Consider the following 25,574-nt stretch of genomic DNA (forward strand, 5'->3'; position numbering starts at 1 on the left):
CGTACCGACCGCCAGACTCGTCCACCGATCAGCAGGAGCACCGCATGCTGTCCGACATCGTCGTCCTCGACCTCACCCGTGCCCTCGCCGGCCCGCACGCCGCGATGATGCTCGGCGACCTCGGCGCCCGCGTCATTAAGGTCGAGTCACCGACCGGTGACGACACCCGCGGCTGGGGTCCCCCGTTCGTCGGCGAGCCCGGCGACGAGGAGTCCACCTACTTCCTGTCCTGCAACCGCAACAAGGAGTCGGTGACCGCCGACCTCAAGAGCGACGACGGCAGGGCGCTCCTGACGCGCCTCGTACGCCAGGCCGACGTGCTGCTGGAGAACTTCCGGCCGGGCGTCCTCAGCCGGCTCGGCTTCTCGGAGGAGCGCCTGCACCAGCTCAACCCCCGCCTGGTGATCTGCTCGATCACCGGGTTCGGGCACGACGGGCCCGAGGGCGGGCGCGCCGGGTACGACCAGATCGCCCAGGGCGAGGCCGGGCTGATGAGCCTGACCGGCCCGTCGCCCGACGAGCCGACCAAGGTCGGCGTCCCGATCGGCGACCTGCTGGCCGGGATGAACGCCGCGTACGGCGTGGTCGCGGCGCTGCACGAGCGCAACACCACAGGTCGTGGACGCGTCGTCCGCACCAGCCTGCTCGCCAGCATCGTCGGGGTCCACGCGTTCCAGGGCACCCGGTGGACGGTCGCCGGCGAGGTCCCCCGAGGGATGGGCAACCACCACCCGTCGATCGCCCCGTACGGCCTGTTCCGCACCGCCGACTCGCCCGTGCAGATCGCTGTCGGCAGCGAGGGCCTCTGGGCCCGCTTCGCCCCGCTGATCGGGCTCGACGCCGGCGCCGCGCCGTACGCGACGAACCCCGAACGCGTGCGCCGCCGCGACGAGCTGATCGCCCTGATCGAGGCACGGTTCGCCGACGAAGGTGCCGAGGTGTGGCTCGCCCGGCTCGCCGACGCCGGCATCCCCGCCGGCAAGGTCCGCACCCTCGACGACGTCTACACCTGGGACCAGACCCGCTCGCAAGGTCTGCTCATCGACGTCGAGCACGAGAGCCTCGGCACCGTCCAGCTCCCCGGGCCGGCGTTGCGCCTCGACGACCACCCCTACGCCGGGGCGCGCGAGACCCACCTCGCGCCCCCGCGGCTCGGACAGCACAACGCCTCCGTCGCCGCGTGGCTCGACGCGTGCGAGACGGACGAGGCATGAGCACGCGGCTCGGCGCCCAGGAGCTGATCGACCTGGTCCTCGACGACGGGTCGTTCCGGTCCTGGGATGCGCCGGTGATCCGCGGCGCGGTCGACGCGTCGTACGCCGCCGACCTCGCCCGCGCCGAGGAGCGCGCCGACACCGACGAGGCCGTACTGACGGGCGAAGGGACGATCCGCGGTCGCCGGGTCGCCGTCCTCGTCGGGGAGTTCCGGTTCCTCGCCGGGTCGATCGGCGTCGACGCGGCGGAGCGACTCACGGTCGCGGTCGAGCGCGCCACCGCCGAGGGACTCCCCCTGCTCGCCGCACCGGTCTCGGGCGGCACGCGGATGCAGGAAGGGACGCCCGCGTTCGTCCGGATGGTCCAGATCACGGCGGCGATCTGCGCGCACAAGGACGCCGGTCTCCCGTATCTCGTCTACCTGCGCAACCCCACCACCGGCGGCGTGATGGCGTCGTGGGGCTCACTCGGACACATCACGGTCGCCGAGCCCGGGGCGCTGCTGGGGTTCCTGGGGCCGCGCGTGTACGAGGCGCTGTACGGCGAGGCGTTCCCGGAGGGCGTGCAGACGGCGGAGAACCTTTACGCCCACGGGATCGTCGACGCCGTGCTCCCGCCGGAGGACCTGGCCGACATCGTGGACCGGGCGCTGCGCGTGCTGCAGACGCCTCGGCCGACCGCCGGACAGGCCTCGTCGGAGGCCACCACGACCGGGCCGGACCCCGCGCCGCCGACCGACGCGTGGGAGGCCGTGCTCGCGTCGCGGCGCGAGGAGCGTCCCGGCGTACGCGCGCTGCTGCGGCACGGCGCCGCCGACGTCGTCCCGCTCAACGGCACCGGGCAGGGCGAGGCGGGGCACGGACTCGTCCTCGCCCTGGTGCGCTTCGGCGAGGCGCCGGCGGTGCTGCTCGGTCAGGACCGGCGCGAGCAGACGACCGTACGCCCCCTCGGCCCGGACGCCCTCCGCGAGGCGCGCCGCGGGATGCGGCTCGCCGCCGAGCTCGGTCTGCCGCTGGTCAGCGTGATCGACACCCCGGGTGCGGCGCTGTCGGTCGATGCCGAGCAGGGCGGGCTCGCCGGTGAGATCGCGCGTTCGCTCGCCGACATGGTGACGCTCCCCGTGCCGACGCTGACCGTGCTGCTCGGACAGGGCACCGGCGGCGGAGCGCTCGCCCTGCTTCCGGCCGACCGGGTCGTCGCCGCGCAGCACGCGTGGCTCTCCCCGCTCCCGCCGGAAGGGGCGAGCGCGATCGTGCACCGGACCCCGGACCGGGCCGCGGAGATGGCGCGCGCCCAGGGCGTGGGCGCTGCGGCGTTGTCGGAGGAGGGCGTCGTGGACCGCGTGGTCGCCGAGACGCCCGACGCCGCGGACGAACCGGAGGCGTTCTGCCGACGCGTCAGCGCCGTGGTCGAGGAGGAGCTGGCCGCGCTCTGGGCCACCGACGACGGTGCACGCCGTGCTGCGCGACGCGGGCGCTTCCGCCACGGGCTGAGCGGCACGCGCTGATCGGTGGTGGCTCTTCCCGTTTGAGGTGCTCACACCTCAAACCTGCCGTTCCCACCTCTCGTACGGGGTGCGATGCGGCGTTGCGGGTGTTCACACCTCAAACGGGGGCGCGTAACGCGGCGGGCGGAAGGCCTACCGCCGAGGAAGCGTGAGCACGGGTACGGGCGCGTGGCTCATGATGCGCGGGGCGTTCGAGCCGAGGAAGATCCGCCGGACCGGCCCCTCGCGGCTCGACGTCATGACGAGCAGGTCGCCCTCGCGCCAGTGCACCTTGTCGACCGCGCCGCGCCACGAGTCGGCGACGGCGACGATCCGGTCGGTCACCCGGACGCCGCTCCTCTCCACCAGGGTCGCGGCGCGTTCGTGGAGAGCGTCGATCCCCTCGCGCCACGCCTCGTAGACCGCGTCGTCGGCGCGACGGCCACCGCCGTCCGGGAAAGCCGGCAGACGTCGTACGCCGAAGGTCGCGAGCGCGAGCCCGACACCGGCGTGCCGCGCCAGGAACGTGGTCGCGTCGAGCGCCGAGTCGACCGCGTCGTGGGAGTCGACAGCCAGGACGAGGCGTTCGAGACGGTCCGACGGCTCCGACCAGAACGACCGGGGCGCGAGTGCGACCGGCGTCGACGCCCGGTGGAGCAGCCACGTGCTCACGTTGCCGAGCGCCACGTGTCCCATCAGCGCATCCCCTGCCGACCCGACGACGAGCATGGTCGCGTCGACGCGCTCGGCCTCGGCAGCCAGCTCGCGCGGCACCGAGCGGGCTGTACGGACCACGGCGTCGACCTGAACCTCCGGCGGCGGGATCGTACGCGCCTCGGCGACGGCCTCGACCGCCCCCGCCTCGAGGTGGCGGCGCCAGTCGGCATCGGCTCCGGCCACCGCGGACGCCCGGCCCCACGCGTCCGCGACCACGCTGCAGATCAGGACGTCCTCGCCGGTCGACGCCGCGATCCGGCCGGCGAGGTGCACCGCTCCGGCGCCACGCCCGTCCGGCCCGATCCCGGCCACGACGGTCACGGCGCGACCTCTTCGTCGCTCGCCGGGTTGCGCAGGGTGGAGCGCTTGAAGCCGTACGAGAAGTAGAACGCCAGCGCGATCGACACCCACACCAGGAACACGATCCAGGTGACCAGCGCCAGACCCGTGATGACGTAGAGGCACGCCGCGATCGAGAGCAGCGGAACCACCGGGTACAGCGGCACCTTGAACGACCGCTCGAGGTCGGGAGCACGGCGCCGGAGGATGATCACGCCCACCGCGACCACCATGAACGCGACCAGCGTGCCGATGCTCACCGTGTCCAGGAGCCACTCCAGCGGCACGAAGCCGGCGATGAGTGCGACGACCGTCGCGACGATGATCGTGTTCGGGACCGGGGTCAGCGTCCGCGGGTTCACCCGCGCGAAGATCGGCGGGAGCATCCGGTCGCGGCCCATCGTGAAGAGGATGCGCGTCTGCCCGTACAGGACGACGAGGGTGATGCTGAAGATCGAGATGACCGCGCCCGCCGCGAGCACGGTGCTCGGCCAGGTCGATCCGGTGACGTTCTCGAGGATCTGCGCGAGGCCGGCCTGCTGCCCTTCGAAGTCCTGCCACGGCTGGGCCGCGACCGCGGTCAGCGCCACCGCGACGTACAGGGTGGAGACGATGATCAGGGACAGGATGATCGCGCGCGGCATGGTGCGCGCCGGGTCCTTCACCTCGTCGCCTGCTGTCGACACGGCGTCGAGCCCGATGTACGAGAAGAAGATCGTCGCCGACGCCGTCTGGATGCCCGCGACGCCGAACGGGGCGAAGTCCGCGAGGTTGTTGCTGTCCCAGCCGGTAGCCGCGATGGCGACGAACAGCACGAGGACGCCGACCTTGATCGCGACCATCACCGTGTTGACGGTCGCCGACTCGCTCGCGCCCCGGATCAGGAGCATGGCGCAGAGGGCGACCAGGACCATCGCCGGCAGGTTGACCACGCCTCCGGCCTCAGGGGCGTACGACAGCGCGTGCGGGATCTCCACGCCGAAGAGGTTGTCGAGGAGCTGGTTGAGGTACTCCGACCAGCCGACCGCCACCGCGGACGCGGACACGCCGTACTCCAGCAGCAGGCACGCCGCCACGATCATGGCGACCACCTCGCCAAGAGTGGCGTAGGCGTACGAGTACGAGGACCCCGACACGGGCACGCTGCCGGCAAGCTCGGCGTAGCAGAGTGCGGTCAGCCCGGCGGTGATCGCCGCGATGACGAAGGAGACGACAACGGCTGGTCCGGCGTCGGGAACGGCGGTGGTGAGGACGAAGAAGATGCCCGTCCCGACGGTCGCCCCGACCCCGAATCCGACCAGCTGGACGAGCCCGATCGTGCGCTTGAGGCCTTCCTCGGTGTGCGGGTGCCGCCCGACCGGCATCCGCCGGAAGATCTGCGACGTGAACGAGTCGGCCATGACCGATCAAACGCACGCCCTCGACGTGTCCGCAAGCCGGAGTCGTCCGACCGGGCCGGCCGACTCAGCGCGCAGCACCCTCCAGGGTGCGCGCGATCGCGTCGAATCCGCGGGACCTGGCGTGGTCGAGCGCGGTGCGCCCTTCCTTGTCGGTGATCGCGGTGTCGACGCCCTCGTCGACGAGGATCCGGACGATCTGCTGGTACGGCCGGGACCCGTCGCCGAGGATCACTGCCTCGAGCAGCGCCGTCCAGCCGAGGTCGTTGACGTGGTCGAGGTCGACCCCGGTCTGCGCGACGCGGCGCACGTAGTCGACGTGCCCCCGCTCCGACGCGGGGATCGGCGAGAGGCCGCCGAACCGGTTCTTGATCGCAAGGTCCGGCCTGGCCGGCAGCAGGATCTCCAGCATGTCGACGCTTCCCGTCACGCCGGTCACGAGCCACGGGGTGTCGTGGCGGTGGTCGAGCGCATCGGGGTCGGCGCCGAGGTTCACGAGCAGGCGCGCCACGGCGGTGCGGTCGTTCGCGCTGGCGAGGAGAAGCGGTGTCTGCTGCAGCTCGTTGCGGGTCTCGAGACCGGCGCCGGCCCGCAGCGCGAGAGCGGCCGCGTCGGCGTCGCCCCGCTCCGCCGCCCGCAGCAGGCGGCCGTTCGCCTGGGCCCGCGGGATGCGCTCGGCGTCGGCTGCCCGCCGCAGGAGCTCGGCCTGCGCGTCAAGGCCGCGGCTGCGCGCGTGCTGTACGGGCGAGACCCCGTCGCGGCGGGACGGCACCGTGACGTCGGCGCCTGCCGCGACCAGCACCCGCGTCGTGTCGACGTAGTCCCTCGCCCGCTCCGCCTTGGCGAACACGAGCGCCTCGTGCAGCGCCACCCAGCCGAGGTTGTTGACGTGGTCCAGGGCGACGCCGGCCTGGACCAGACGACCGACGATGTCGGCGTGACCTCGCTCGGCCGCACGGATCAGGCCGGTGCCGTCGAACGAGTCGAGGCTCTTCACGTCCGCGCCGTGGGCCAGCGTGAGCTCGAGCAGGCGGAGGTAGCCCTCGCTGGTCGACACCAGGTACGGGCTCTGGACCGTGTCGTCCTTGGCGTTGACGTCCGCGCCCGCGTCGATGAGGCGGCGCGCGGTCGCGACGTCGTTCTTCCACGCTGCGGCGAGGAGACGGGAGTCGAGCTCGTCCTGGGAGAGGTTCACGTACGGGTCCTTCGCGGAGGGAGCCGTGGTCGGGCTCGCAGGGGTCGACGGGCTGGTGGACGGGCTGGGGGACGGTACGGCGCTGGTCGCCGCCGAGCCGGCCGGCTCTCGGCCGGCGCGGGGTTCCGTCCCGGTGCACCCGGCCAGCACGACGACGAGTGCGGCGACGACGGCCGCGACGGGACGGGTCATCGCGGGCCCATCGACGACACCGCGCGTACGGCGGAGTCACGGGCATGGGCGTCGACGATCGCGACGGCGCGCTCGGCGTCCCCGGCGACCAGCGCGGCGTACAGGTCGGCGTGCTCGTGGTGGACGGTCGCAGGATCGGTGTGCTGGCGCAGCAGCCAACGGCGCCGCTCGGTGAGTCCGTCGAGGATCTCGCCGACGATGCTGCCCGGGTCGATCTCCACGAGCACCTCGTGGAAGCGCGCGTTGGCGGCGACGGCAGCGTCGAGGTCTCCGAGCCCCAGCGCGTCGGCGGCCTCGTCGAGGACGAGACGGAGCGGCTCCAGGTCGGCCGTCGGCGCGTCGGACGCGAGCCGGCGGACGAGGACGCCCTCGAGCGCACCGCTGACCTGGGTGAGCTCGGCGATCTGCGCCGTGTCGTACTGGCGGACCTCGATCCCGCGGGTCGCGCGGTCGACGGCGAAGCCTTCGCGGACGAGGGCGTGCAGCGCCTCGCGGACCGGGACGCGCGACACCCCGAGGTCGCTCGCGATCGCGCGCTCGACGAGGCGGGTGCCCGGGGCGTAGTCGCCGCGCACGATGCGCTCACGGACGGCGGAGCGGACGTCGTCCCGCAGCGGTCGGAACGGTTCGGCGGTCATGCAAAAACGGTATACCAAACTGCCAAACCCTCGATCTCGCCCGTTTTCGCACGACCGGCCCGGGGTACCGAGTCGATGCCGACGAAGGGAGCCCGTCCGATGGCCACGCCGACCGCCTCACGCGCCCGCCGAACGGACCGGTCCGCCCGACCACCGTCACTCACGCTCCCCGGGATCCTCCTCGGTGTGGGGCTGGGCGGCTTCGTCGACGGGATCGTCCTCCACCAGGTCCTGCAGTGGCACCACCTGCTCACGTCGACCGACACGGACAACGTCGGCGTCCCGTACTACCCCGCCGACACCGTCCACGGCCTCGAGATCAACACGCTCTGGGACGGGATCTTCCACGCCTTCACGTGGGTCATGGTCCTGGCCGGGTTGGCAGTCCTCTACTCGCGGGTCCAGCACTCGCGCGGCCGCGTATGGGCGTCGCGCGCACTGTGGGGGTGGGCCCTCGTCGGGTGGGGCCTCTTCAACCTCGTCGAAGGAGTGGTGGACCACCACCTGCTCGGCATCCACCACGTCCGGACCGGTCCCGACCAGCTCGCGTGGGACCTCGGCTTCCTCGCGCTCGGCGCACTCCTCGTGCTCGGTGGCTGGCTGCTGCAGCGCGGAGCCACGTTCAGCGACGCGTCCGCGACAGAGCGCCGATGACGTACGCAGGAGCCGTGCTGGCGCACGGACCCGGCGGGCACGAGGGCGGCTCCGGTGACGTCGTCGGCACGGTCGTCACGCTCGGCGGCTCGGCGCTCGTCGGCGTGGTGGCCCTGGCGTACGTGGTCGCGGCGGTGGCAGAGCGCCGACGACGCGGATGGCCGTACGTCCGGGCCGCGATGTTCGTCGCCGGAGCCGCGGTGCTGGCGTTCGCCTTGTCGCCGCGCGTCGACAGGTTCGCCGATGCGAGCTTCTCCGGCCACGTCGCCCAGCACCTGCTGCTCGCGATGCTGGCGCCGCTCGGCCTCGTCCTCGGCGCGCCGGTCACGCTGGCCCTGCGCACCCTCCCGCACCGGAGCGCCGTCGGCCTCGGCCGGCTCCTTCGCTCCCGTCCGGTGTGGGTGGTCACGCGTCCGGTCGTGGCGCTCACCCTCAGCAGCGGCGGCCTCGTGCTGCTGTACTTCACCCCGCTGTACGACCTGACCACCCGCAGCCAGGCCGTGCACGTGCTGGTCCATCTCCACATGCTGCTGGCGGGCGTCCTGTTCGCGTGGGTCGTCGCAGGGCCGGACCCCGCGCCCGGTCGCCCCGGAGTGCCTGCACGGCTCGTCGTGCTCGGCGCAGCGATCGCCGTGCACGCGACGGTCGCCCAGCTGTTGTACGCGGGGCTCTTCGTGCAGGTCCGTGAGCCCGTGGCGCAGCTGCAGGCAGGCGGCAACCTCATGTACTACGGCGGCGACGTCATCGAGCTGATGCTCGCGCTCGCGCTGCTCCTCACCTGGCGCCGGACGCACGAGGGCCCCGCGACCGTGCGGTCGCGGGGCCCTGCGGTCGAAGCAGGGATCAGACGAACGACTCGTCCTTCGCCGCCTTCTCGAGCAGGATCGCCGGCGGGGTGAAGCGCTCGCCGTACGCCTCTGCGAGCTCCTGCGCCCGCTCGGTGAAGGCCTTCACGCCGATGCGGCCGTCAGCGGCCTCGTAGCCGTTGATGTACTGCAGCGCACCACCGAACACCGGCGGGAAGCCGATGCCGAAGATCGAGCCGATGTTGGCGTCGGCGACCGTACGGAGGACACCCTCCTCGAGGCAGCGGACCGTCTCGATGGCCATGATGAAGGTGTAGCGCTCCTGCATGTCGGCCCAGGGGATCTCGGCGCCTTCCTTGCGGAACTGCGAGAGGCCCGACCACAGGTGCTTCTTGGCGTCGGCGGGGTACTCGTAGAACCCGGCACCGGCGGCCTTGCCCTTGCGGTCCTGGTCGACGAGCATGTTGATGACGTCCATCGCCGGGCTGTCCGGGAACGCCTTGCCCTCGCCCTCGGCAGCGGCCTTGGCCTCCGCGTTGATCTTCTGCGGCAGCGTCAGCGTCACCTCGTCGATCATCGCCAGCGGCGGCGCCGGGAAGCCCTTGGTCGTCGCGGCGCGCTCGATGGAGACCGGGTCGAGGCCCTCGGCGAGCATCTCGGCGCCCTCCATGGTGAGGGTGCCGAAGACGCGGCTGGTGAAGAAGCCGCGGCTGTCGTTGACGACGATCGGGGTCTTCTTGATCTGCTTGACGTAGTCGAGCGCGCGGGCGATCGCCTCGTCGGAGGTCTTCTCGCCCACGATGATCTCGACCAGCGGCATCTTGTCGACGGGCGAGAAGAAGTGGATCCCGATGAAGTCCTCGGGGCGCTTGACGCCGTCGGCCAGGATGGTGATCGGCAGGGTCGACGTGTTGGAGCCCAGCAGCGCGTCGGCGTTGACGATCGGCTCGAGGTCACCGAAGACCTGCTTCTTGAGGTCGACCGACTCGAACACGGCCTCGATGACGAAGTCGCAGCCAGCGAGGTCGGCGTAGTCGGCGGTCGGGTGGATGCGCGCGAGGATCTCGTCGCGCTTCTCAGCCGTCAGGCGCCCCTTCTCGACCTGCTTGTCGAGGAGGTTGGTGCTGTACGACTTGCCCTTCTCGGCAGCCTCGAGGGAGACGTCCTTGAGAACGACGTCGATGCCCGCACGCGCGGAGACGTACGCGACACCGGCGCCCATCATGCCCGCGCCGAGGATGGCGACCTTGGAGGCCTTCGTCGGGGCGATGCCTGCGGGGCGCGACCCGCCCGCGTTGATGGCACCGAGGTCGAAGAAGAACGCCTGCGTCATGTTCTTGAACTGCTGGCCGGTGACCAGGTCGACGAAGTAGCGCGACTCGATGCGCGACGCGGTGTCGAAGTCGACCTGAGCGCCCTCGACGGCCGCCGACATGATGTTGCGCGGCGCCTTGTACGGGGCACCCTTGGTCTGCTTGCGCAGGGTGGCGGGGAACGCCGGGAGGAACTGCGCGAGCTTGGGGGTGGACGGGGTGCCACCGGGCATCCGGTAGCCCTTCTGGTCCCACGGCTGCGTGGAGGCGTCGGCGTTGTCGACGTTGGCGAGGATCCACGCCCTGGCCGCCGGGACGAGCTCGTCCTGGGTCGCGACGAGCTCGTCGACGAGCCCGGTGGCGAGCGCCTTGGCCGGCTTCATGCGCGGGCCCTGCAGCAGCACCTCCATGAGCGCCTTCTGGAGGCCGAACATGCGCACGGTGCGGGTGACGCCGCCACCGGCGGGCAGCAGGCCGAGGGTGACCTCCGGGAGGCCGATCTCGTAGCCGCCCTCCACCGCGATGCGGTGGTGGGTGGCCAGCGCGATCTCGAGGCCGCCACCGAGGGCGGCGCCGTTGATCGCGGCAACGACGGGCTTGCCGAGGGTCTCGAGCGCGCGCAGCGACGCCTTCATCTCCTCGACGCCGGCGAAGACCTCCGGCGCGTCGGCCGGTGTCATCTGCGTCATCAGCTTGAGGTCGCCGCCGGCGAAGAAGGTGCTCTTCGCGCTGGTGATGACGACGCCGACGACGTCGTCCTTCTCGGCCTTCAGGCGCTCGACGGCGGCCTTCATCGAGGCCTGGTAGGCCTCGTTCATCGTGTTGGCGCTCTGGTTGGGATCGTCGAGGACAAGGGTGACGATGCCGTCCTCGCCGCGCTCGTAACGGACGGCGTCCGCGGTTGCGTTCTCAGTCATGTGTGGCTGCTCCGTGTGAGTCTGGTGGGCGAGGAGGTCAGAGGCGCTCGACGACGGTGGCGATACCCATGCCGCCGCCGACGCACAGCGTGGCGACGCCGTAGCGCTGGTCACGACGCTCGAGCTCGTCGACGAGCGTGCCGAGGATCATCGCGCCGGTCGCACCGAGCGGGTGGCCGAGCGCGATCGCGCCGCCGTTGACGTTGACGATGTCGTGCGGGACGGACATGTCCTTCATGAAGCGGAGCACGACGGCGGCGAACGCCTCGTTCATCTCGTACAGGTCGATGTCGCTCGCCTCGAGGCCCGCCTTCGCGAGCGCCTTGCGGGTCGCGGGCGCGGGGCCGGTGAGCATGATCGTCGGCTCGGAGCCGGACACGGCGGTGGAGAGGATGCGGGCGCGCGGCGTCAGGCCGTTGCGCGTGCCGGCCTCCTCGTTGCCGATCACGACGATGGAGGCGCCGTCGACGATGCCGGAGCTGTTGCCGGCGTGGTGGACGTGGTTGATCTTCTCGACCGAGTGGTACTTCTCGAGCGCGACCGAGTCGAATCCGGCGAAGTCACCGATGGCCTCGAACGACGGCGCGAGCGACGACAGCGACTCGACGGTGGTGCCGGGACGCACGAACTCGTCGTGGTCGAGGATCGTCAGGCCGTTGATGTCGGTGACCGGGATGACCGACTTGGCGAAGTAGCCGTTGGCGATCGCCTTGGCCGCGCGGGCCTGCGACTCGGCGGCGTACGTGTCGACGTCGGTGCGGCTGAAGCCCTCGACGGTCGCGATCAGGTCGGCGCCGATGCCCTGCGGGACGAAGTCGGTGTCGAACGCGGTCCGCGGGTCGAGCGCCCAGGCGCCGCCGTCGGTCGCCATCGGGACGCGGCTCATCGACTCGACGCCACCGGCGAGGATCAGGTCCTCCCAGCCGGAGCGGACGCGCTGCGCGGCCTGGTTGACGGCCTCGAGGCCCGAGGCGCAGAAGCGGTTGAGCTGGACGCCGGCGACCGTGTCGGGCAGTCCGGCGGCGAGCGCGGCGGTCTTGGCGATGTCGGAGCCCTGGTCACCGACCGGCGTCACGACGCCGAGGACGACGTCCTCGACCTGGGCGGGGTCCAGTGTCGGGTTGCGCTTCTGGACTTCCTCGAGGAGCCCGGTCACGAGGCTGATGGGCTTCACCTCGTGCAGGGATCCGGTCTTCTTGCCGCGCCCGCGAGGGGTGCGGATCGCGTCGTAGATGAATGCCTCAGTCATGGCGGTCCTTCGATTCGTTGGCGACCCGGCAGAAGTTACTTGTCAGTAACGGCCATGTCAATGATACGCACACCACTATGACAGCGGTACTGTCACAGTGCCAACCGGGTCCCGATCACTTCCGCGGCGGGCGCGACCACTCACCGAGCAGGGCCTGGAGCGCGGCGATCAGCGCGACCGGCTGGTCGAGCATGATGTGGTGCCCGGCGTCCGGGACCACCGTCACCGGCACGTGCCCGCCGAGCCGCTCGGCGACGGCGGCCGTGATGTCGGTGGTCGCCATCCCGCGCTCGCCGCGGATCAGCGCGGTCGGGCACACCGTCGACGTGAGGTCCTCCGGCTCCATCTGCGCACTGAAGAAGATCTTCGGGTCGAACTTCCACGTCCATCCGTCCGGGACCTCGCGGACGGACCCTGCGGCGATGTGCTCCTCGACGTACGGCAGCGTCGCCCCGTCCTCGGGCAGCGTCCGGAAGCGGGCCACCACGGCCTCCCACGTCGGGTAGACCCGCGTTCCCGGCAGCCGGCGCCGGGACTGCTGCCACGCCCGCGCCTCCGGGGTGATCTGGCGCACCGGCGAGTCGATCGCGCATGCGCCCGCGAGGTCGGCGCCGTAGTCGCGCGCAGCGGCCAGCGTCACGAAGCCGCCCATGCTGTGACCGATCACGACGGGCTTGGTCCCCGAGGCGCCACGGCCCACTCCCTCGGCACTCGCGACCGCCATCAGCTCGCGCGCATAGGTCGCGATGCCGTACGCCGGCCGCCTCCCGGAGTCACCGTGTCCGGACAGGTCGATCGCGACCACGCGGTGCGACGCGGTCAGGAACGGCGCGACGTGGTCCCACCACCCCGCGTGCGCCGCGCCGCCGTGGACGAGCACGACGACGGGCTTCCCGGGCTCGCCCCACGTCCGGTACGCGATGCGTGCGCCGTCGACGTCGATGTCGTGGCGGTGGTACGGCTCGGCGAGCGCGTCGGTGAACCAGGCGGGAACTCCCACGAGTGACCTCACTTGCAGACAGACCTGACGGTTTCTTCGCGCAATCGTACGCTGTCGCCTCAGGTCCGCCGTCGGATCGTCGCCCGCTTCGTCTCGTTCACCGCGCTCTCGTAGGCCGTCACGAGCGCCTGCACGGTCAGCGGCTTGAACTGCTCGATGATCGCCGCGATCGCCTCGGGCGGCTCTCCGCTCGCGCGGTAGTGCGGGAGGACCTTCTCCCGAAAGACCTCGGTGAGCTCCTCCGCCATCGCGCGGGCGTGCGTCTCGATGATCCGCTCCGCCTCGACTGCTCCGTCCACCGGCAGGCCGAGGTTCATCAGACCGATCCCGACGGACAGGTGTGCGGGTGCCACGCGGAAGACGTCCTCGTCCGGCGTCGGCTCGACGACGCGCAGCGCGACCAGCAGCTCGATGTCGTCGTCGGACAGGGACCGCCCCGCACGCCGTTCGAGCGTCGCCCGGTCGACCGATTCCGGGAGGTCGGAGAGCCACGGCGCGAGCATCGTCCGCTGGAGGGCGACGTCACCCGGCGTCGCCTCGGCGGGAAGCCGCTCCAGGTAGCCCTCGATCGCCGACAGCGTGAAGCCGTGCGCCTGGAGCTCGCGGACGAGCTCGAGACGGGCGAGATGGTCCGCGCCGTAGAAGCCGTTGCGGCCCTCGCGCACCGGAGGCGGGATCAGCCCGCGGCCCGCGTAGAAGCGGATCGTCCGCACGCTCATGCCGACCCGCTCGGCGAGCTGTTCGACGGAGAGACGCTCGGAGGGAGTCATGGCCGCACCCTAGCGCCGGGCCTGCCGCATCGTCCGGCTCACGGTGGAGGCGTGCGCGTCAGGCGGCCCCCATCGGCAGGATCACGACCGGGCACGGCGCCGTACGGGCGAGGACGTCGCTGACGGAGCCGAGCGCGTTGTGCTTGATCGACGACGTGCCGTGGCTGCCCAGGACCAGCATCTGCGCGCCGGCAGCGACGGACAGGAGGACGTCCACCGGCAACCCCTCGTGGACCCCGACCGAGACCTCGACGTCGCCGCCGTGAAGGATCGCAGCCTCCTCCGTCTCGCGCGCGATCTCCTGCGCGTCGGCGATCGTCTCCACCGACGAGCGCTGCGGGTCGACGGTGACCACGACCTGCACCGCGGCGCCGCGGAGGTCGGCCTCGGTCATGGCCCAGTGCAGCGCCCGGCGCGCTCCGGCAGACCCGTCGCTGCCGACGACGATCGTCCCTGTCTTCTGCGGTGACGTGCTCATGTCGCCATCCTGTCGGTTCGGCGTGCGTGAGGCGACCTCGAAAGACCGATCACGGACGACGCTTGGGGTGATGCATAAGCAAGTGATATAACTTCCTTATGCAATCTGCTCCTGCGCACGACCTTGCCGTCGCGCTCGAACGGCTCGTCACCCTCCTCCGCCATCTCGCGCCGTCCGGGCTCTCCCTCACGGCGGTCGGCACGCTGGGGACGCTCGAGCGCTCAGGCCCCGCGCGCCTGACCCGGCTGGCCGCTGCCGAGGGCGTCTCGCAGCCCGCGATGACACAGCTCGTCACGCGGCTCGAGAGTGGCGGTCTCGTACGCCGCCAGGCCGACCCCGACGACGGCCGCGTGGTCCTCGTCGCGATCACCGACGACGGCTCCGCGTGGCTCGCGAACCGACGCAGCACCCGCACGGAGCTCCTCACCCAGCTCCTCGCCGACCTCTCGCCCGCCGACCAGCAGGCGTTGGCCGACGCCCGGCCGGCCTTCGAGGCGCTGACCCGCCTCGTCATCCCCACCCCCGAGGGTCAGCCCTCCCCCGTTCTGCCCCCGTCTGAAAGAAGGAAGCGTTCGTGACGTCCCACTCCTCGACCGCGGTCCCGAGCCCGTTCAAGCAACCGAAGGCGGTGTGGGCCGTCGCGTTCGCCTGCGTCGTGTCCTTCATGGGCATCGGCCTGGTCGACCCGATCCTGCCCGTGATCGCCGAGGACCTGCAGGCGACGCCGAGCCAGGTCTCGCTGCTGTTCACCAGCTACCTGGTCGTCACGGCCGTGGCGATGCTGTTCACCGGTTTCATCTCCAGCCGCATCGGCGCCAAGAAGACCCTCATCGCGGGCCTCGTCATCGTCGTGGTCTTCGCCGCGCTCGCCGGGTCGTCGGACACCGTCGACCAGATCGTCGGGTTCCGCGCCGGCTGGGGCGTGGGCAACGCGCTCTTCATCGCGACGTCGCTCGCGGTGATCGTCGCGTCCGCGTCGGGCGGGTTCGCGGGCGCGATCATCCTGTACGAGGCAGCGCTCGGACTCGGCATCGCCGTCGGTCCGCTGATCGGCGGGCTGCTGGGCGAGGTGAGCTGGAAGGGGCCGTTCTACGGAGTCTCGGCGCTGATGGCAGTCGCGCTGATCGCGACCGTCGTGCTGGTCGAGCCGACACCGAAGCCGGAGCAGAAGACCTCGCTGGTCGCCCCGCTGCTCGCCCTGCGCCACCGCGGGCTGCTCACGCTCTCGCTCACGGCGCTCTGCTACAACTGGGCGTTCTTCACCGTCCTCGGCTACACCCCGTACCCGATGGAGCTCGGGGCGATCGAGCTCGGGTTCGTGTTCTTCGGCTGGGGTCTGCTCGTCGCGTTCTTCTCCGTCGTGGGCGCACCGCGCCTGCAGGCGCGCTTCGGGATCGCCCGCACCCTGTACGCCAACCTCGCCGTCTTCGGAGTCCTGGTCCTGCTCATCGGCCTGTTCGTCGAGCAGCGGACCGTCCTCATCGCCGCGGTCGTCGCGACCGGTGTCGTCATCGGCATCAACAACACCGTCACGACCCAGGCGGTCATGACGATCTCGCCCGTCGAGCGCCCGATCGCTTCTGCCGCGTACGGGTTCGTCCGGTTCATCGGCGGCGGACTGGCGCCGTTCTTCGCCGGCAAGCTCGTCGAGCGCTTCGACATGCACATGCCGTTCTACGTCGCGGCCGTCGCCCTGGTGCTGGGGATCGGCATCCTCGCGACCGCGCACAGGGCGCTCAACGCTGCCGAAGCCGCACAGGCCGAGGACCTCGAGCAGGTGCCCGCGCCCGGGCCGGTCGACCGCGTCGTCGCGCAACCAGCGTCGCTGCCACCCGCCGCGACCGACCGCGTGCTCGTCGCCGCCGTCGACTCCACCGACCGCGCCGGCGACGTGGTCGCTGCGGCAGGGCGGCTCGCCCAGCGTTACGGCCGAACCGTGCACGTCGTCCACGCGCAGGAGACGGCCGTGACGCCCGAGGCGGCCGTCGACACCGAGACCGTCGCCGCAGCCGAGGCGCTGGTGTCGCAGCACCTGGCTGCGCTCGCGCAGGAGGGGGTCCCGGCCGTCGGCCACGTCCTCCTGCACGCGCAGGGGCACGGCGGCGCGGGGCGCATGGTCGCCGAGTACGCGAACGCGGTGGACGCCCGGGCGCTCGTCATCGGCCCGCCGACCGCGGGAGGGCTGCCGGCGCTGCTCGAGGAGTCGGCGAGCCAGGAGCTCTGGCGGCACGCCCGGACGAGCATCGTCGTCGTCAACCACCAGCCGGAGCCCGAGCTGGTCGGCTGACGGGCCGCCCGCCCCGAGGGGGCGTCAGATGCCCATCGTGCGCCCGATGATCTCCTTCATGATCTCGGTCGTGCCGCCGTAGATCGTCTGGATGCGGGTGTCCGCGTACGCCTTGGAGATCGGGTACTCGCTCATGAACCCGTAGCCGCCGAACAGCTGGAGGCACTGGTCCACGGTCTTCTTCTGCAGCTCGGTGGTCCACCACTTGCCCATCGCGGCGTCGGCGACGGTCAGCTCGCCGGCGTTGAGCGCGAGGATCGACTGGTCCACGAAGACCTGGGCGATCTGCGCCTCGGTCTCGAGGCTCGCGAGCACGAAGCGCGTGTTCTGGAACGACCCGATCGGCCGCCCGAAGGCCTTGCGCTCCTTGACGTACGCCAGCGTCATGTCGATCACGGCGCGGCACGCGGCGGCAGCGGTGACCGAGATGGTGAGGCGCTCCTGGGGCAGCTTCTCCATCAGGTAGACGAAGCCGTTGCCCTCCTCGCCGAGCAGGTTCTCCTTCGGCACCTTCACGTCGGTGAAGAAGAGCTCGGCCGTGTCCTGAGCCTTCAGGCCGAGCTTGTCGAGGTTGCGTCCGCGCTCGAAGCCCTCCATGCCGCGCTCCAGCACGAGCAGCGAGACGCCCCGGGCGCCGGCGGTCGGGTCGGTCTTCACGGCGACGATGACGAGGTCGGCGAGGATGCCGTTCGAGATGAACGTCTTCTGGCCGTTGACGAGGTAGTGGTCGCCCTGGTCGATCGCCGTGGTTGCGATCGCCTGGAGGTCGGACCCGGTGCCGGGCTCCGTCATCGCGATCGCGGTGATGGTCTCGCCCGTGCAGAACGACGGGAGCCAGCGGGCCTTCTGCTCGTCGGTCGCGTACGACAGCAGGTATCCGGACACCAGGTCGTTGTGCAGCGCGAAGCCCACCCCGGTCGCGGCCGCGTGCGCGAGCTCCTCCTCGATGATCGCGTTGAAGCGGAAGTCGCTCACACCACCGCCGCCGTACTCCTCGGGCATCATGAACCCGAGGAAGCCCTGCCGCCCGGCGGCGAGCCACATGTCGCGCGAGACGATGCCGTCGATCTCCCACTGGTCGTGGTGCGGGGTGATCTCCTTCGCGACGAACGTACGGAACGCGTCGCGGAACGCCTCGTGGTCCTCGGTGAAGATGGTGCGCTTCATGGGCGGTCCTTCATGTCGGAGTCCTTCGGGTCGGAGGAGGCGGAGGGGCGCTGGACCACGGCGCCGGACTCGATCAGCGCGTCGACGTCGCCGACGCCCCACGCTGCGAGGGTCTCGCGGGTGTGCGTGCCGGGCAGCGAGGGCGTACGACCGAGGGCGGTCGTCGTGCGCGAGAAGCGCGGTGCGGGCGCCGCTTGGACGACCCCCTCGTGCTCGACGTACGTGCCGCGAGCGGCGAGGTGCGGGTGCTTCGGCGCCTCGCGCATCGGGACGACAGGGGCGACGCAGGCATCGGTGCCCTCGAACAGGGCGGCCCACTCGGCCTGGGTGCGCTCGGCGAACCTCGCGGCGATCCGCTCGCGCAGCTGCGGCCACGCGCGCGGGTCGTTGCGGTCGGGGAGGTCGTTCAGCTCCATGATGCCGGTCATCTCCGCGTAGAACTGCGGCTCGAGCGCACCGACCGACATCCAGCGGCCGTCGGACGTCTCGTAGACGTCGTAGAACGGCGCGCCGCTGTCGAGCAGGTTGGTGCCCCGCTGGTCGCTCCAGGCGCCGACCTGGTTGAGGTTCGTGATCATCGTGAGCAGGTGGGCGGTGCCGTCGACGATGGCCGCGTCGATGACCTGACCCTGCCCCGACGAGCGCGCCTCGACGAGTGCGGCGAGGACTCCGACGACGAGGTACATCGACCCGCCGGCGAAGTCGCCGAGGAGGTTCATCGGGATCTGCGGCGGTCCTCCGGCGCGGCCGATCGGGTCGAGCGCACCGGCGACCGAGACGTAGTTGACGTCGTGACCCGCGCTGGAGGCGAGCGGCCCGTCCTGGCCCCACCCGGTCATCCGTCCGTAGACCAGGCGCGGGTTGCGCGCGAGGCACACGTCGGGCCCGAAGCCCAGACGCTCGGCGACTCCCGGCCGGAAGCCCTCGATCAGGACGTCGGCACGCTCGACGAGGTCGAGGACGACCCCGGCGCCGGCGGGGTTCTTGAGGTCGACCGCGATCGACCGGCGCCCACGGGCCATCACGTCCCGGTCCTGCGGGAGGACGGCGAGCCCACCCGGGGTGGCACGGTCGACACGGATGACGTCGGCGCCGAGGTCGGCGAGCAGCATCGCCGCGAAGGGACCGGGGCCGATGCCGGCGAGCTCGACGACGCGGATCCCGGCGAGCGGGCCCTGCTGAGTGGCTTCGGTCACCCGGTGATTGTGACAGCATTACTGTCACTATTGTCAAGGGGCCTGCCGCACGGTGCTCGACAGGTCCTCCGCGCAGGTCCCGCTCCACTCGCCGACCGCCCCACCTTCCATCGCGTCGGCTGCTCGCGCGCGCCCGAGGTTCCACTCCAGCCAGTCGTCGTCCGCGGGCTCCCAGTAGGCGAGCGCACACCCACGGTCCGCCGCCGGCAGGTCGGCGAGCACCGGGACCGCGTCGTCGGAGAGGTCGGCGAAGTAGGCCCAGTCGATCTTGCCCGTCTCGGCGTACCGCTCGAGGTTGCGCTCGGCGACCCACGCGTCCGGGTTGATCGCCGCCAGGCCCAGCAGCACCACCGCACCGCTCAGCAGCGCGAACCGCGGAAGCCACCTGGCCCGGAGCGCGATGCCGCCGACCAGGACGGCGACGACAAGCAGGCCGAGCCACGCCTCGAACACGTCGACCAGGACCCGGAGCTGGGTGAAGCCGTACGCCTCCTGGTAGACGTGCATGCGGTAGAGCGCCGACGCGACCACGACCAGCGTCTGCGCGCACAGCAGCCCGAGCGTCCCCCGCAGCCAGGCGCGGTCCGTGGCGGTCTCGCGCGGCGCCCGGCGCGTCGCCGCCCAGACCACGACCAGCGTCAGCGCGGTCGCGACCGTGAGCTGTCCGAACCCGCGGTGCACGTACTCGGCGTACGTGAGGCCCGTCGTCTCCCGCAGGTACGCGTGCCCACCGAAGACCACCGTCGCCTGGGCGACCAGGAAGACCGCGAACACGGCGTTGACGGCGAGCACCGGCGTCAGCCACTCGAACCGCGCACCGGTCGAGCGCGCGGCAGCGGCCGGTCGGTCGACGCGGGGAGGGTTGAGCGCCAGGTACGCCGCGGCGAGCACCGTGCCGCCGACAGCGACGGTGACGAAGGCGCGGAGCACGAACGTGTCGATCGTCAGGTCGGGGACGAGCACGTCGACCCACTCGGCGACCAGCGCGTCCGCCGAGACGAAGAGCGCCCCGAACACGAGGAGGCCGAGCACCGACCACACCACCGTACGGAGCAGCGCCGCCCCGTGGCCCAATCCGGTGAGGACGGTCAGCGTCCGTCCCAGCCACGGCAGCCCGCGCAGTCCGGCGAGCGGCCAGGACAGGCCGGAGAGGACGAAGCCGGGCAGCGAACGAGCGCCGGTGACCGCGCACACGCACACCGCCGCGCCGGCAAGCAGGCACAGCACCACGATCCACTCCGCCGCCCGGACGACGCTCGTCGCCGCGAGGAGCACGCAGACCACCGCACAGGCGACGACGAACGGGTCACGACGTCGGTGCTCGGACGCGAGGATCACCGCACCCGCGCCCATGAGGACGAGGAACGTGCCGATCCCGAGACTGCGGAAGGGCAGCACGATCGCGGCGAGGACACCGACGCCCAGCGCACCGAGCAGGACCGCCAGTCGCGCGGGGGTGCCGCGCTCGGGCCAGAAGCTGCCGAAGAGGTCGTCGAGCAGCGGCTGGGCTCCGACCGGCGACGGTGCCGGGGACGGGTCTCGATCGCTCGTCCTGAGGGACCCGAGCTCGCGAGGGTTGCTCGAAGGGCTTCGCGCCTCGACCAGCGGAGGAAGAGGACGTCCGTGCGGAGGTGGCGGGACGGGAGTCATGGCGTCCTCCTGACGCGTGACGGGGCGGTCGTGGGGGTGGAGCGGGAGGTCGACACTCACGCGGGCACCGTCGGTGCCGGGCTCGGGGTCGACGAAGCTGATCGTGCCGCCGTGGAGGTCGGTGACCCACCGGGCGATCGCCAGCCCGAGGCCGGTGCCGCCCGTGCCCTCGGCTGCGTTCAGGGTGCCGAACGGCTCGAAGACGCGGTCACGGTCGGACGGGTCGACCCCGGGCCCACGGTCGTGGACCTCGAGCCGGTAGCGGTCGCCGTGCAGGGTGACCTTGACGCTCACGGTCTCGCCCGCCGGGCTGTGACGCGACGCGTTGTCGAGGAGGTTGGACACCAGCTGGCGCAGACGGGCAGGGTCCGCGTGCACGACGAGGTCGTCCGGATCGACGTGCACCGCGTACGACACGTCGCGCCCGAGGACACGGCTCTCGGCGACCGCGTCGTCCAGAAGGTCGCGCATCTCCACGCGTTCGGGGACGAGCGGGGCCTTGCCGGCGTCGACGCGGGCGAGGTCGAGCAGGTCCTCGACGAGGCCCACGAGGCGCTCGGCCTGAGCGAGCGCAGCGGCGAACGAGGCGGGGTCACGAGGACCGACGCCGTCGACCAGGTTCTCGAGGACGGCGCAGAGAGCCGTCAGCGGCGTACGCAGCTCGTGGCTGACGTTGGCGACCAGCTCGCGTCGTTGCTGGTCGACCTCCGCGAGGTCGCGCGCCATCGTGTTGAACGCGCGTGCCAGCTGGCCGACCTCGTCGCGCGACGTCGCGGTGACCCGTACGGCGTAGTCGCCGACCGCCATCCGTCGCGCCGCCGCGGTCATCTCGCGCAGCGGCGACGTCATGCCGACCGCGAGCAGCTGCGTGACCGCCAGGGCGAGCGCGATCGTCACCGGGATGCTGAGCCAGGCCGGCACCCCGCCGGCCCGCCCGAGGGACGCGACGACGAGCGCGACGACGACGCTCGCGACGACCAGCAGACCGAGCTTGACCTTGAGGGAGGTGAGGCCTGCCAGCGGCTGGGCGGTCACGACGCACTGCCGATCTCGAACGCGTACCCGACGCCGTGCACCGTCCGGATCCGGTCCGCGCCGATCTTGGCGCGCAGCCCCTTCACGTGGCTGTCGACCGTGCGGGTGCCGGACGCTCCGACCCAACCCCACACCTGGGACATCAGCTTCTCCCTCGTCACCACGGTGCCCGGCGACGCAGCGAGGCAGACGAGGAGGTCGAACTCGGTCGGGGTGAGCTTCACCTCCGCGTCTCCGCACCACACCCGGCGTGCCGCAGCATCGACCCGGACGTCTCCGAGCTCGAGCGCCCGTCTGCCGGCGATCTCGGAGGCGCGCTCGACGCGGCGCAGGAGCGCCGACACCCGCGCCACGAGCTCACGCATCCGGAACGGCTTCGTGAGGTAGTCGTCGGCTCCCACCCCGAGGCCGACCAGCACGTCCGCCTCGTCCGCCCGTGCGGTCAGCATCAGCACCGGCACCGGTCGCTCGGCCTGGATCCGGCGACAGACCTCCAGGCCGTCGAACCCGGGCAGCATGACGTCCAGGACGACGACGTCCGGGGCGTGCTCGACGAACGCGGCGACCGCCGAGGGGCCGTCGGCGGCGCGAAGCACCTCGTACCCCTCGACCTCGAGACGGTCGGAGACGGCCTGGTTGATGACCGGGTCGTCCTCGACGACGAGGACCCGACGGCTGGGGTTGCTCATGCTCGAATGCTAGGAGCGCTGCCGGCCGGGAGGCGGGGACGACCTGTGAAGGTTCTGTGCAGGTACGGGCGTCAGCCCTCGTCGTCGCGACGGCGCAGCCCCTTGCCGGCCCACAGAGCCCCGCCTCCGACCACCGCGAACGCGCCTCCGAGCAGCAAGGCGGCCAGCGCCGTACCGCCGGTGTCGGGCAGCTCGCCGCTGTCGCCGGTGCTGTCGTCACCCGTGCCGTCGCTGGGGTCGGACGGCTCGTCGGCAGGAGGGTCCGGCGTCCCGGCCGAGCCGCCGGGGGATGCTGTCGGGCCGGTGGTCGGCGCCGTCGGTGGCGCCGTGGTCGCGACCGCACGGACGACGAAGTCCTGCCCGCCCGCGACCTCGCCGGCATCGGTGATCGTCACGGTCAGCGTCGCCTCTCCGACGACCTCGTACCCGTCGGGCGGCGTCACGTCGATCGTGTACGTCCCAGCCGGCAGGTCGCCCAGGTAGTAGCCTCCGTCCTCGTCGGTCGTCAGGGTCACCGGCTCGCCCGGCCCGTCGACCACGACCGAGACGCCCGGCTGCGGCCCGTCCTCACCGGTCACCTGCCCGCCGAGCGACCCCGGTCGCGTCAGCGCGAAGTCTTGACCGGTCACGTCGTCGTCGCCGACGGTCACGTCGCCGAGCGGCGGTTCAGGGTCGTACCCCGCCGGTGGCTCCACGGAGATCGCGTAGCCGTCGCCGGGAGGGACACCGTCGAACGTGTACGTGCCGTCCGCGCCGGTGACGGTCGTGACCGCCGGTCCACCGCCGTCAGGCGTCAGGGTCACGATCACCCCGCCGAGCCCCTCGCCGCCGCCGGTCACCGTGCCGCTCACCGACACCGGCGCGGTGAGCACGAAGTCCTGGCCGGTCACCGGCGCGTCGTCCACGGCGAAGGGCGGCCGCTCGGTGGTTCCTGTGTAGCCAGCAGGCGGCTGGACACTGACGACGTAGCCGGACCCGACCGGGTTGTCGTCGAAGAGGTAGCGGCCCTCACCGTTCGTGGTGGTGGTGATCGTCCCTCCGCCGGGCCCCTGCAGGGTCACCGTCACCCCAGCGAGCGGGGTACCGTCGTCGTCGGTCACCGTGCCCGACACAGGCTGCGGGACGATCTCGCGGACCTGGAAGGGCGGCACGGTCGTGTCGTCGCTCGCATCCGCGAGCTGCTCTGCCGGACCGACGACGGCGCAGACCTCGGGAGGCTCGACGACGACGCGGTAGCCGACCTGAGAGGCGACCTCGCCGAACGAGTACGACCCGTCCGCGGCGACCGGCGTCGTGCCGAGGTCACGACCGTTCTGGTCGAGCAGCCGGACCGTCGTCTCGTCGAGCGGGCACTCACCGGCACCGGTGGAGACGTCGGCGACCGACCCTGCCATGGCGTGCGTCCGGTTGAAGAACCACGTCTGGTACGACGGGAACCCCGAGCGCTGGACGAAGGAGACAGTCAGCGACCGCAGCCGAACCGTCGGCTGGAACCATCCGGACGCGCCGATCGAGTCCAGGGCATCGGGGTTGCCTGTCAGCGTGCGTGTCGCCGGATCCCAGTCAGGCACGTCGGCGATGCTGGCCGTGCAGCCGTTCGGCCGCGGCGTGCCGAACTCGCATGCGTTGAACCCGCCCTGGTACCCGAGTTCAGCACCGGTCGCCGCTCGGACCCCGCCCGCGCCTGTCACGGCGACGGCGCTGATCGTCACCGCGTCGGCGTCGACGTCGCCGAACGCGAAGCCCCACTGCTGCGCGGGCGTCGGACTCGCGAACGCGTACGTGGTCGTCGATGGGGCCGTCGCGTTGTCCGCCTTCGGTCGCAGCACCACGTAGGGCGTGCCTTGGCTCGACCCGTACGCCTGGCCCACGGGGGTCGCCGCGTTGAAGAATGCGGACGTGGCGGGGCCGACGTTGCCACCGCGCGAGTCCGACGTCACGTCGGCCGCCGGGAAGCCGAGGCCGGACAGCGTCATGACCCCGGTGTAGGCGTTGGACGAGCCGCTGAATGCGCCCCAGGTCCCGTACGCGCTCGCCACGGCACCGGCGGGACCACCGAAGACCGCCTGGCCGATGAGCAGGCCGACCACGCCGGCGGCGAGCGCAGCCTTGCCCAGAGCGCGCTTCTGCCTGAGCCTCCCCCGAGACGACATGATGGGGACGCTAGCGGCTGATTGTCTGGCTTGTCCGATTGTTTGCACAATCTGCTCGCCCACGCGCATCCGCTACCATCACCTGCGTGACATGCTCGATGTCACATCACAGGTGACAGGAGGCCTCGGTGAGCATCGTCTACTCCCGACGCGGAACCGGCGAGCCGCTCGTGCTCGTCCACGGGATCGGCCACCGCAAGGAGGCGTGGAACCCGGTCGTCGACCTGCTCGCCGCCCACCACGACGTCATCGCGATCGACCTGCCAGGATTCGGGGCGTCGCCCGCGCTCCCCAAGGTGGGAGCCGACTCGATGGTCGACTTCGTCGACGCGCTCGAGAAGTTCGTCGCCGATCTCGGCCTCGTACAGCCGCACGTCGTCGGCAACTCGCTCGGCGGTGCGATCGCCCTCGAGCTGGCGGCACGAGGAACGGTTCGTACGGCCACCGCGCTGTCGCCGGCCGGGTTCTGGACCGAGCCGGGTCGCCTGTGGGCGTTCCTGCTGCTCATGAGCCTCAAGGGCACGTCAGGAGCGCCCGACAAGGTGGTCCGCGGCATCGCGACCCGACGCTGGGCGCGCGCCGCGGCGATGTCGACGCTGTTCGCCCACCCCGGACGCATCGAGCCCGACGACTTCCTCGGCGACACCTTCGCGCTCCGCGACTGCACGGCGTTCACGCGCGTGCTCCGGTCGGGCGCGAGATACCGCTACGACGGGCGCCCGTCGGTCCCGACGACGGTGGCCTGGGGGACGAAGGACCGGATCCTCCTGCCGTCCCAGGCCCAGGAGGCGCGCCGACGGCTGCCCTGGGCCACCCACGTCTCGCTGCCCGACTGCGGTCACGTCCCGATGATCGATGCGCCCGAGCTGATCGCGGACCTGGTCGTCGAGCAGGCCCGCGCCGCCCGCGCCGCCGCCTGAGCTCGCTGCCTGCGCCGCCTCCTCCGCCGCTTCATCGTTAACTTCCGTTGGGCCCCACGCAGAGGCGCTGCCCCACCGGAGATTTCAGGTGGGGCACGCACTCTCCGTGGG

At 71.7% G+C, this 25,574-nt stretch carries 21 protein-coding genes; 7 read left to right on the forward strand and 14 right to left on the reverse strand.

Annotation, left to right across the window (positions count from 1 at the left end):
• Positions 1-44 precede the first annotated feature (44 nt).
• Entirely contained in the window at positions 45-1,214 is a 1,170-nt protein-coding gene (locus tag AB3M34_RS20905) for a CaiB/BaiF CoA transferase family protein (RefSeq protein WP_370616786.1), read from the forward strand.
• The gene (locus AB3M34_RS20910) at positions 1,211-2,722 is read left to right on the forward strand and encodes a carboxyl transferase domain-containing protein (RefSeq protein WP_370616787.1); all 1,512 of its coding nucleotides are present in this window, start codon (positions 1,211-1,213) and stop codon (positions 2,720-2,722) included. Before AB3M34_RS20905 ends, AB3M34_RS20910 begins: the two co-directional genes overlap by 4 nt.
• A gap of 132 nt (positions 2,723-2,854) precedes the next feature.
• On the opposite strand, the gene AB3M34_RS20915 is transcribed toward AB3M34_RS20910, so the two are convergent.
• The 4 genes from AB3M34_RS20915 to AB3M34_RS20930 all read right to left on the reverse strand — a co-directional run bounded on the left by AB3M34_RS20915 (position 2,855) and on the right by AB3M34_RS20930 (position 7,179).
• Positions 2,855-3,739, reverse strand: a complete 885-nt coding sequence (locus AB3M34_RS20915) for a universal stress protein (RefSeq protein ID WP_370616788.1) — start codon at positions 3,737-3,739, stop codon at positions 2,855-2,857.
• Positions 3,736-5,157 (reverse strand): APC family permease, encoded by a 1,422-nt coding sequence (locus AB3M34_RS20920; protein WP_370616789.1) that lies wholly within the window; start codon positions 5,155-5,157, stop codon positions 3,736-3,738. The genes AB3M34_RS20915 and AB3M34_RS20920 overlap by 4 nt, the downstream gene beginning before the upstream one ends.
• Before the next feature lie 64 nt (positions 5,158-5,221).
• The gene (locus AB3M34_RS20925; protein WP_370616790.1) at positions 5,222-6,541 is read right to left on the reverse strand and encodes an ankyrin repeat domain-containing protein; all 1,320 of its coding nucleotides are present in this window, start codon (positions 6,539-6,541) and stop codon (positions 5,222-5,224) included.
• Positions 6,538-7,179 (reverse strand): GntR family transcriptional regulator, encoded by a 642-nt coding sequence (locus tag AB3M34_RS20930; protein ID WP_370616791.1) that lies wholly within the window; start codon positions 7,177-7,179, stop codon positions 6,538-6,540. Before AB3M34_RS20930 ends, AB3M34_RS20925 begins: the two co-directional genes overlap by 4 nt.
• Before the next feature lie 99 nt (positions 7,180-7,278).
• Between AB3M34_RS20930 and AB3M34_RS20935 the strand changes: the two genes are divergently transcribed.
• A complete protein-coding gene (locus AB3M34_RS20935; RefSeq protein WP_370616792.1) occupies positions 7,279-7,833 on the forward strand; it encodes a DUF2243 domain-containing protein in 555 nt (184 codons plus the stop codon).
• Positions 7,830-8,732, forward strand: coding sequence for a cytochrome c oxidase assembly protein (locus tag AB3M34_RS20940; RefSeq protein ID WP_370616793.1), 903 nt, complete (start codon positions 7,830-7,832; stop codon positions 8,730-8,732). Before AB3M34_RS20935 ends, AB3M34_RS20940 begins: the two co-directional genes overlap by 4 nt.
• Here AB3M34_RS20940 and AB3M34_RS20945 read toward each other — a convergent pair.
• The 5 genes from AB3M34_RS20945 to AB3M34_RS20965 all read right to left on the reverse strand — a co-directional run bounded on the left by AB3M34_RS20945 (position 8,677) and on the right by AB3M34_RS20965 (position 14,366).
• Positions 8,677-10,869 carry a 3-hydroxyacyl-CoA dehydrogenase NAD-binding domain-containing protein gene (locus AB3M34_RS20945; RefSeq protein WP_370616794.1) on the reverse strand — a complete coding sequence of 731 codons (2,193 nt, stop codon included), beginning with the start codon at positions 10,867-10,869 and terminating at the stop codon, positions 8,677-8,679. The genes AB3M34_RS20940 and AB3M34_RS20945 overlap by 56 nt on opposite strands.
• 37 nt (positions 10,870-10,906) lie before the next feature.
• Positions 10,907-12,118 carry an acetyl-CoA C-acetyltransferase gene (locus AB3M34_RS20950; RefSeq protein WP_370616795.1) on the reverse strand — a complete coding sequence of 404 codons (1,212 nt, stop codon included), beginning with the start codon at positions 12,116-12,118 and terminating at the stop codon, positions 10,907-10,909.
• 115 nt (positions 12,119-12,233) lie between these two features.
• Positions 12,234-13,118 carry an alpha/beta fold hydrolase gene (locus tag AB3M34_RS20955; protein ID WP_370616796.1) on the reverse strand — a complete coding sequence of 295 codons (885 nt, stop codon included), beginning with the start codon at positions 13,116-13,118 and terminating at the stop codon, positions 12,234-12,236.
• A 59-nt stretch (positions 13,119-13,177) separates the two neighbouring features.
• Positions 13,178-13,888, reverse strand: coding sequence for a MerR family transcriptional regulator (locus tag AB3M34_RS20960; protein WP_370616797.1), 711 nt, complete (start codon positions 13,886-13,888; stop codon positions 13,178-13,180).
• Positions 13,889-13,946: 58 nt separating this feature from the next.
• On the reverse strand, positions 13,947-14,366 hold the full coding sequence (locus AB3M34_RS20965; RefSeq protein ID WP_370616798.1) for a universal stress protein: 420 nt from the start codon (positions 14,364-14,366) through the stop codon (positions 13,947-13,949).
• A 98-nt stretch (positions 14,367-14,464) separates the two neighbouring features.
• On the opposite strand from AB3M34_RS20965, the gene AB3M34_RS20970 reads away from it, so the two are divergent.
• Together AB3M34_RS20970 and AB3M34_RS20975 are read left to right on the forward strand one after the other, a co-directional pair.
• Positions 14,465-14,944, forward strand: a complete 480-nt coding sequence (locus AB3M34_RS20970) for a MarR family winged helix-turn-helix transcriptional regulator (protein ID WP_370616799.1) — start codon at positions 14,465-14,467, stop codon at positions 14,942-14,944.
• Complete coding sequence (locus tag AB3M34_RS20975) at positions 14,941-16,653, forward strand: MFS transporter (RefSeq protein WP_370616800.1); 1,713 nt, start codon at positions 14,941-14,943, stop codon at positions 16,651-16,653. Before AB3M34_RS20970 ends, AB3M34_RS20975 begins: the two co-directional genes overlap by 4 nt.
• 24 nt (positions 16,654-16,677) lie before the next feature.
• On the opposite strand, the gene AB3M34_RS20980 is transcribed toward AB3M34_RS20975, so the two are convergent.
• From AB3M34_RS20980 to AB3M34_RS21000, 5 genes are all read right to left on the reverse strand, one after another.
• Positions 16,678-17,820 (reverse strand): acyl-CoA dehydrogenase family protein, encoded by a 1,143-nt coding sequence (locus tag AB3M34_RS20980; protein ID WP_370616801.1) that lies wholly within the window; start codon positions 17,818-17,820, stop codon positions 16,678-16,680.
• Positions 17,817-19,016, reverse strand: coding sequence for a CaiB/BaiF CoA transferase family protein (locus tag AB3M34_RS20985; protein ID WP_370616802.1), 1,200 nt, complete (start codon positions 19,014-19,016; stop codon positions 17,817-17,819). The genes AB3M34_RS20980 and AB3M34_RS20985 overlap by 4 nt, the downstream gene beginning before the upstream one ends.
• A 33-nt stretch (positions 19,017-19,049) precedes the next feature.
• On the reverse strand, positions 19,050-21,701 hold the full coding sequence (locus AB3M34_RS20990) for a DUF4153 domain-containing protein (protein WP_370616803.1): 2,652 nt from the start codon (positions 21,699-21,701) through the stop codon (positions 19,050-19,052).
• Positions 21,698-22,390 carry a response regulator gene (locus tag AB3M34_RS20995; protein ID WP_370616804.1) on the reverse strand — a complete coding sequence of 231 codons (693 nt, stop codon included), beginning with the start codon at positions 22,388-22,390 and terminating at the stop codon, positions 21,698-21,700. Before AB3M34_RS20995 ends, AB3M34_RS20990 begins: the two co-directional genes overlap by 4 nt.
• A gap of 71 nt (positions 22,391-22,461) precedes the next feature.
• Positions 22,462-24,543 (reverse strand): MSCRAMM family protein, encoded by a 2,082-nt coding sequence (locus AB3M34_RS21000; protein WP_370616805.1) that lies wholly within the window; start codon positions 24,541-24,543, stop codon positions 22,462-22,464.
• Between the two features lie 128 nt (positions 24,544-24,671).
• Between AB3M34_RS21000 and AB3M34_RS21005 the strand changes: the two genes are divergently transcribed.
• Complete coding sequence (locus tag AB3M34_RS21005; RefSeq protein WP_370616806.1) at positions 24,672-25,463, forward strand: alpha/beta fold hydrolase; 792 nt, start codon at positions 24,672-24,674, stop codon at positions 25,461-25,463.
• The last annotated feature ends 111 nt before the right edge of the window (positions 25,464-25,574 follow it).

Source organism: Mumia sp. Pv4-285 (assembly GCF_041320275.1).
In the GTDB taxonomy this organism is placed as follows: domain Bacteria; phylum Actinomycetota; class Actinomycetes; order Propionibacteriales; family Nocardioidaceae; genus Mumia; species Mumia qirimensis.

Excerpts from the sequence above, each read along its gene's own strand:
- AB3M34_RS20905 (WP_370616786.1), top strand. The coding sequence starts at position 45 with ATGCTGTCCGACATCGTCGTCCTCGACCTCACCCGTGCCCTCGCCGGC.
- AB3M34_RS20910 (WP_370616787.1), top strand. The coding sequence starts at position 1,211 with ATGAGCACGCGGCTCGGCGCCCAGGAGCTGATCGACCTGGTCCTCGAC.
- AB3M34_RS20920 (WP_370616789.1), bottom strand. The coding sequence starts at position 5,157 with ATGGCCGACTCGTTCACGTCGCAGATCTTCCGGCGGATGCCGGTCGGG.
- AB3M34_RS20925 (WP_370616790.1), bottom strand. The coding sequence starts at position 6,541 with ATGACCCGTCCCGTCGCGGCCGTCGTCGCCGCACTCGTCGTCGTGCTG.
- AB3M34_RS20930 (WP_370616791.1), bottom strand. The coding sequence starts at position 7,179 with ATGACCGCCGAACCGTTCCGACCGCTGCGGGACGACGTCCGCTCCGCC.
- AB3M34_RS20935 (WP_370616792.1), top strand. The coding sequence starts at position 7,279 with ATGGCCACGCCGACCGCCTCACGCGCCCGCCGAACGGACCGGTCCGCC.
- AB3M34_RS20940 (WP_370616793.1), top strand. The coding sequence starts at position 7,830 with ATGACGTACGCAGGAGCCGTGCTGGCGCACGGACCCGGCGGGCACGAG.
- AB3M34_RS20945 (WP_370616794.1), bottom strand. The coding sequence starts at position 10,869 with ATGACTGAGAACGCAACCGCGGACGCCGTCCGTTACGAGCGCGGCGAG.
- AB3M34_RS20950 (WP_370616795.1), bottom strand. The coding sequence starts at position 12,118 with ATGACTGAGGCATTCATCTACGACGCGATCCGCACCCCTCGCGGGCGC.
- AB3M34_RS20960 (WP_370616797.1), bottom strand. The coding sequence starts at position 13,888 with ATGACTCCCTCCGAGCGTCTCTCCGTCGAACAGCTCGCCGAGCGGGTC.
- AB3M34_RS20965 (WP_370616798.1), bottom strand. The coding sequence starts at position 14,366 with ATGAGCACGTCACCGCAGAAGACAGGGACGATCGTCGTCGGCAGCGAC.
- AB3M34_RS20970 (WP_370616799.1), top strand. The coding sequence starts at position 14,465 with ATGCAATCTGCTCCTGCGCACGACCTTGCCGTCGCGCTCGAACGGCTC.
- AB3M34_RS20980 (WP_370616801.1), bottom strand. The coding sequence starts at position 17,820 with ATGAAGCGCACCATCTTCACCGAGGACCACGAGGCGTTCCGCGACGCG.
- AB3M34_RS20995 (WP_370616804.1), bottom strand. The coding sequence starts at position 22,390 with ATGAGCAACCCCAGCCGTCGGGTCCTCGTCGTCGAGGACGACCCGGTC.
- AB3M34_RS21000 (WP_370616805.1), bottom strand. The coding sequence starts at position 24,543 with ATGTCGTCTCGGGGGAGGCTCAGGCAGAAGCGCGCTCTGGGCAAGGCT.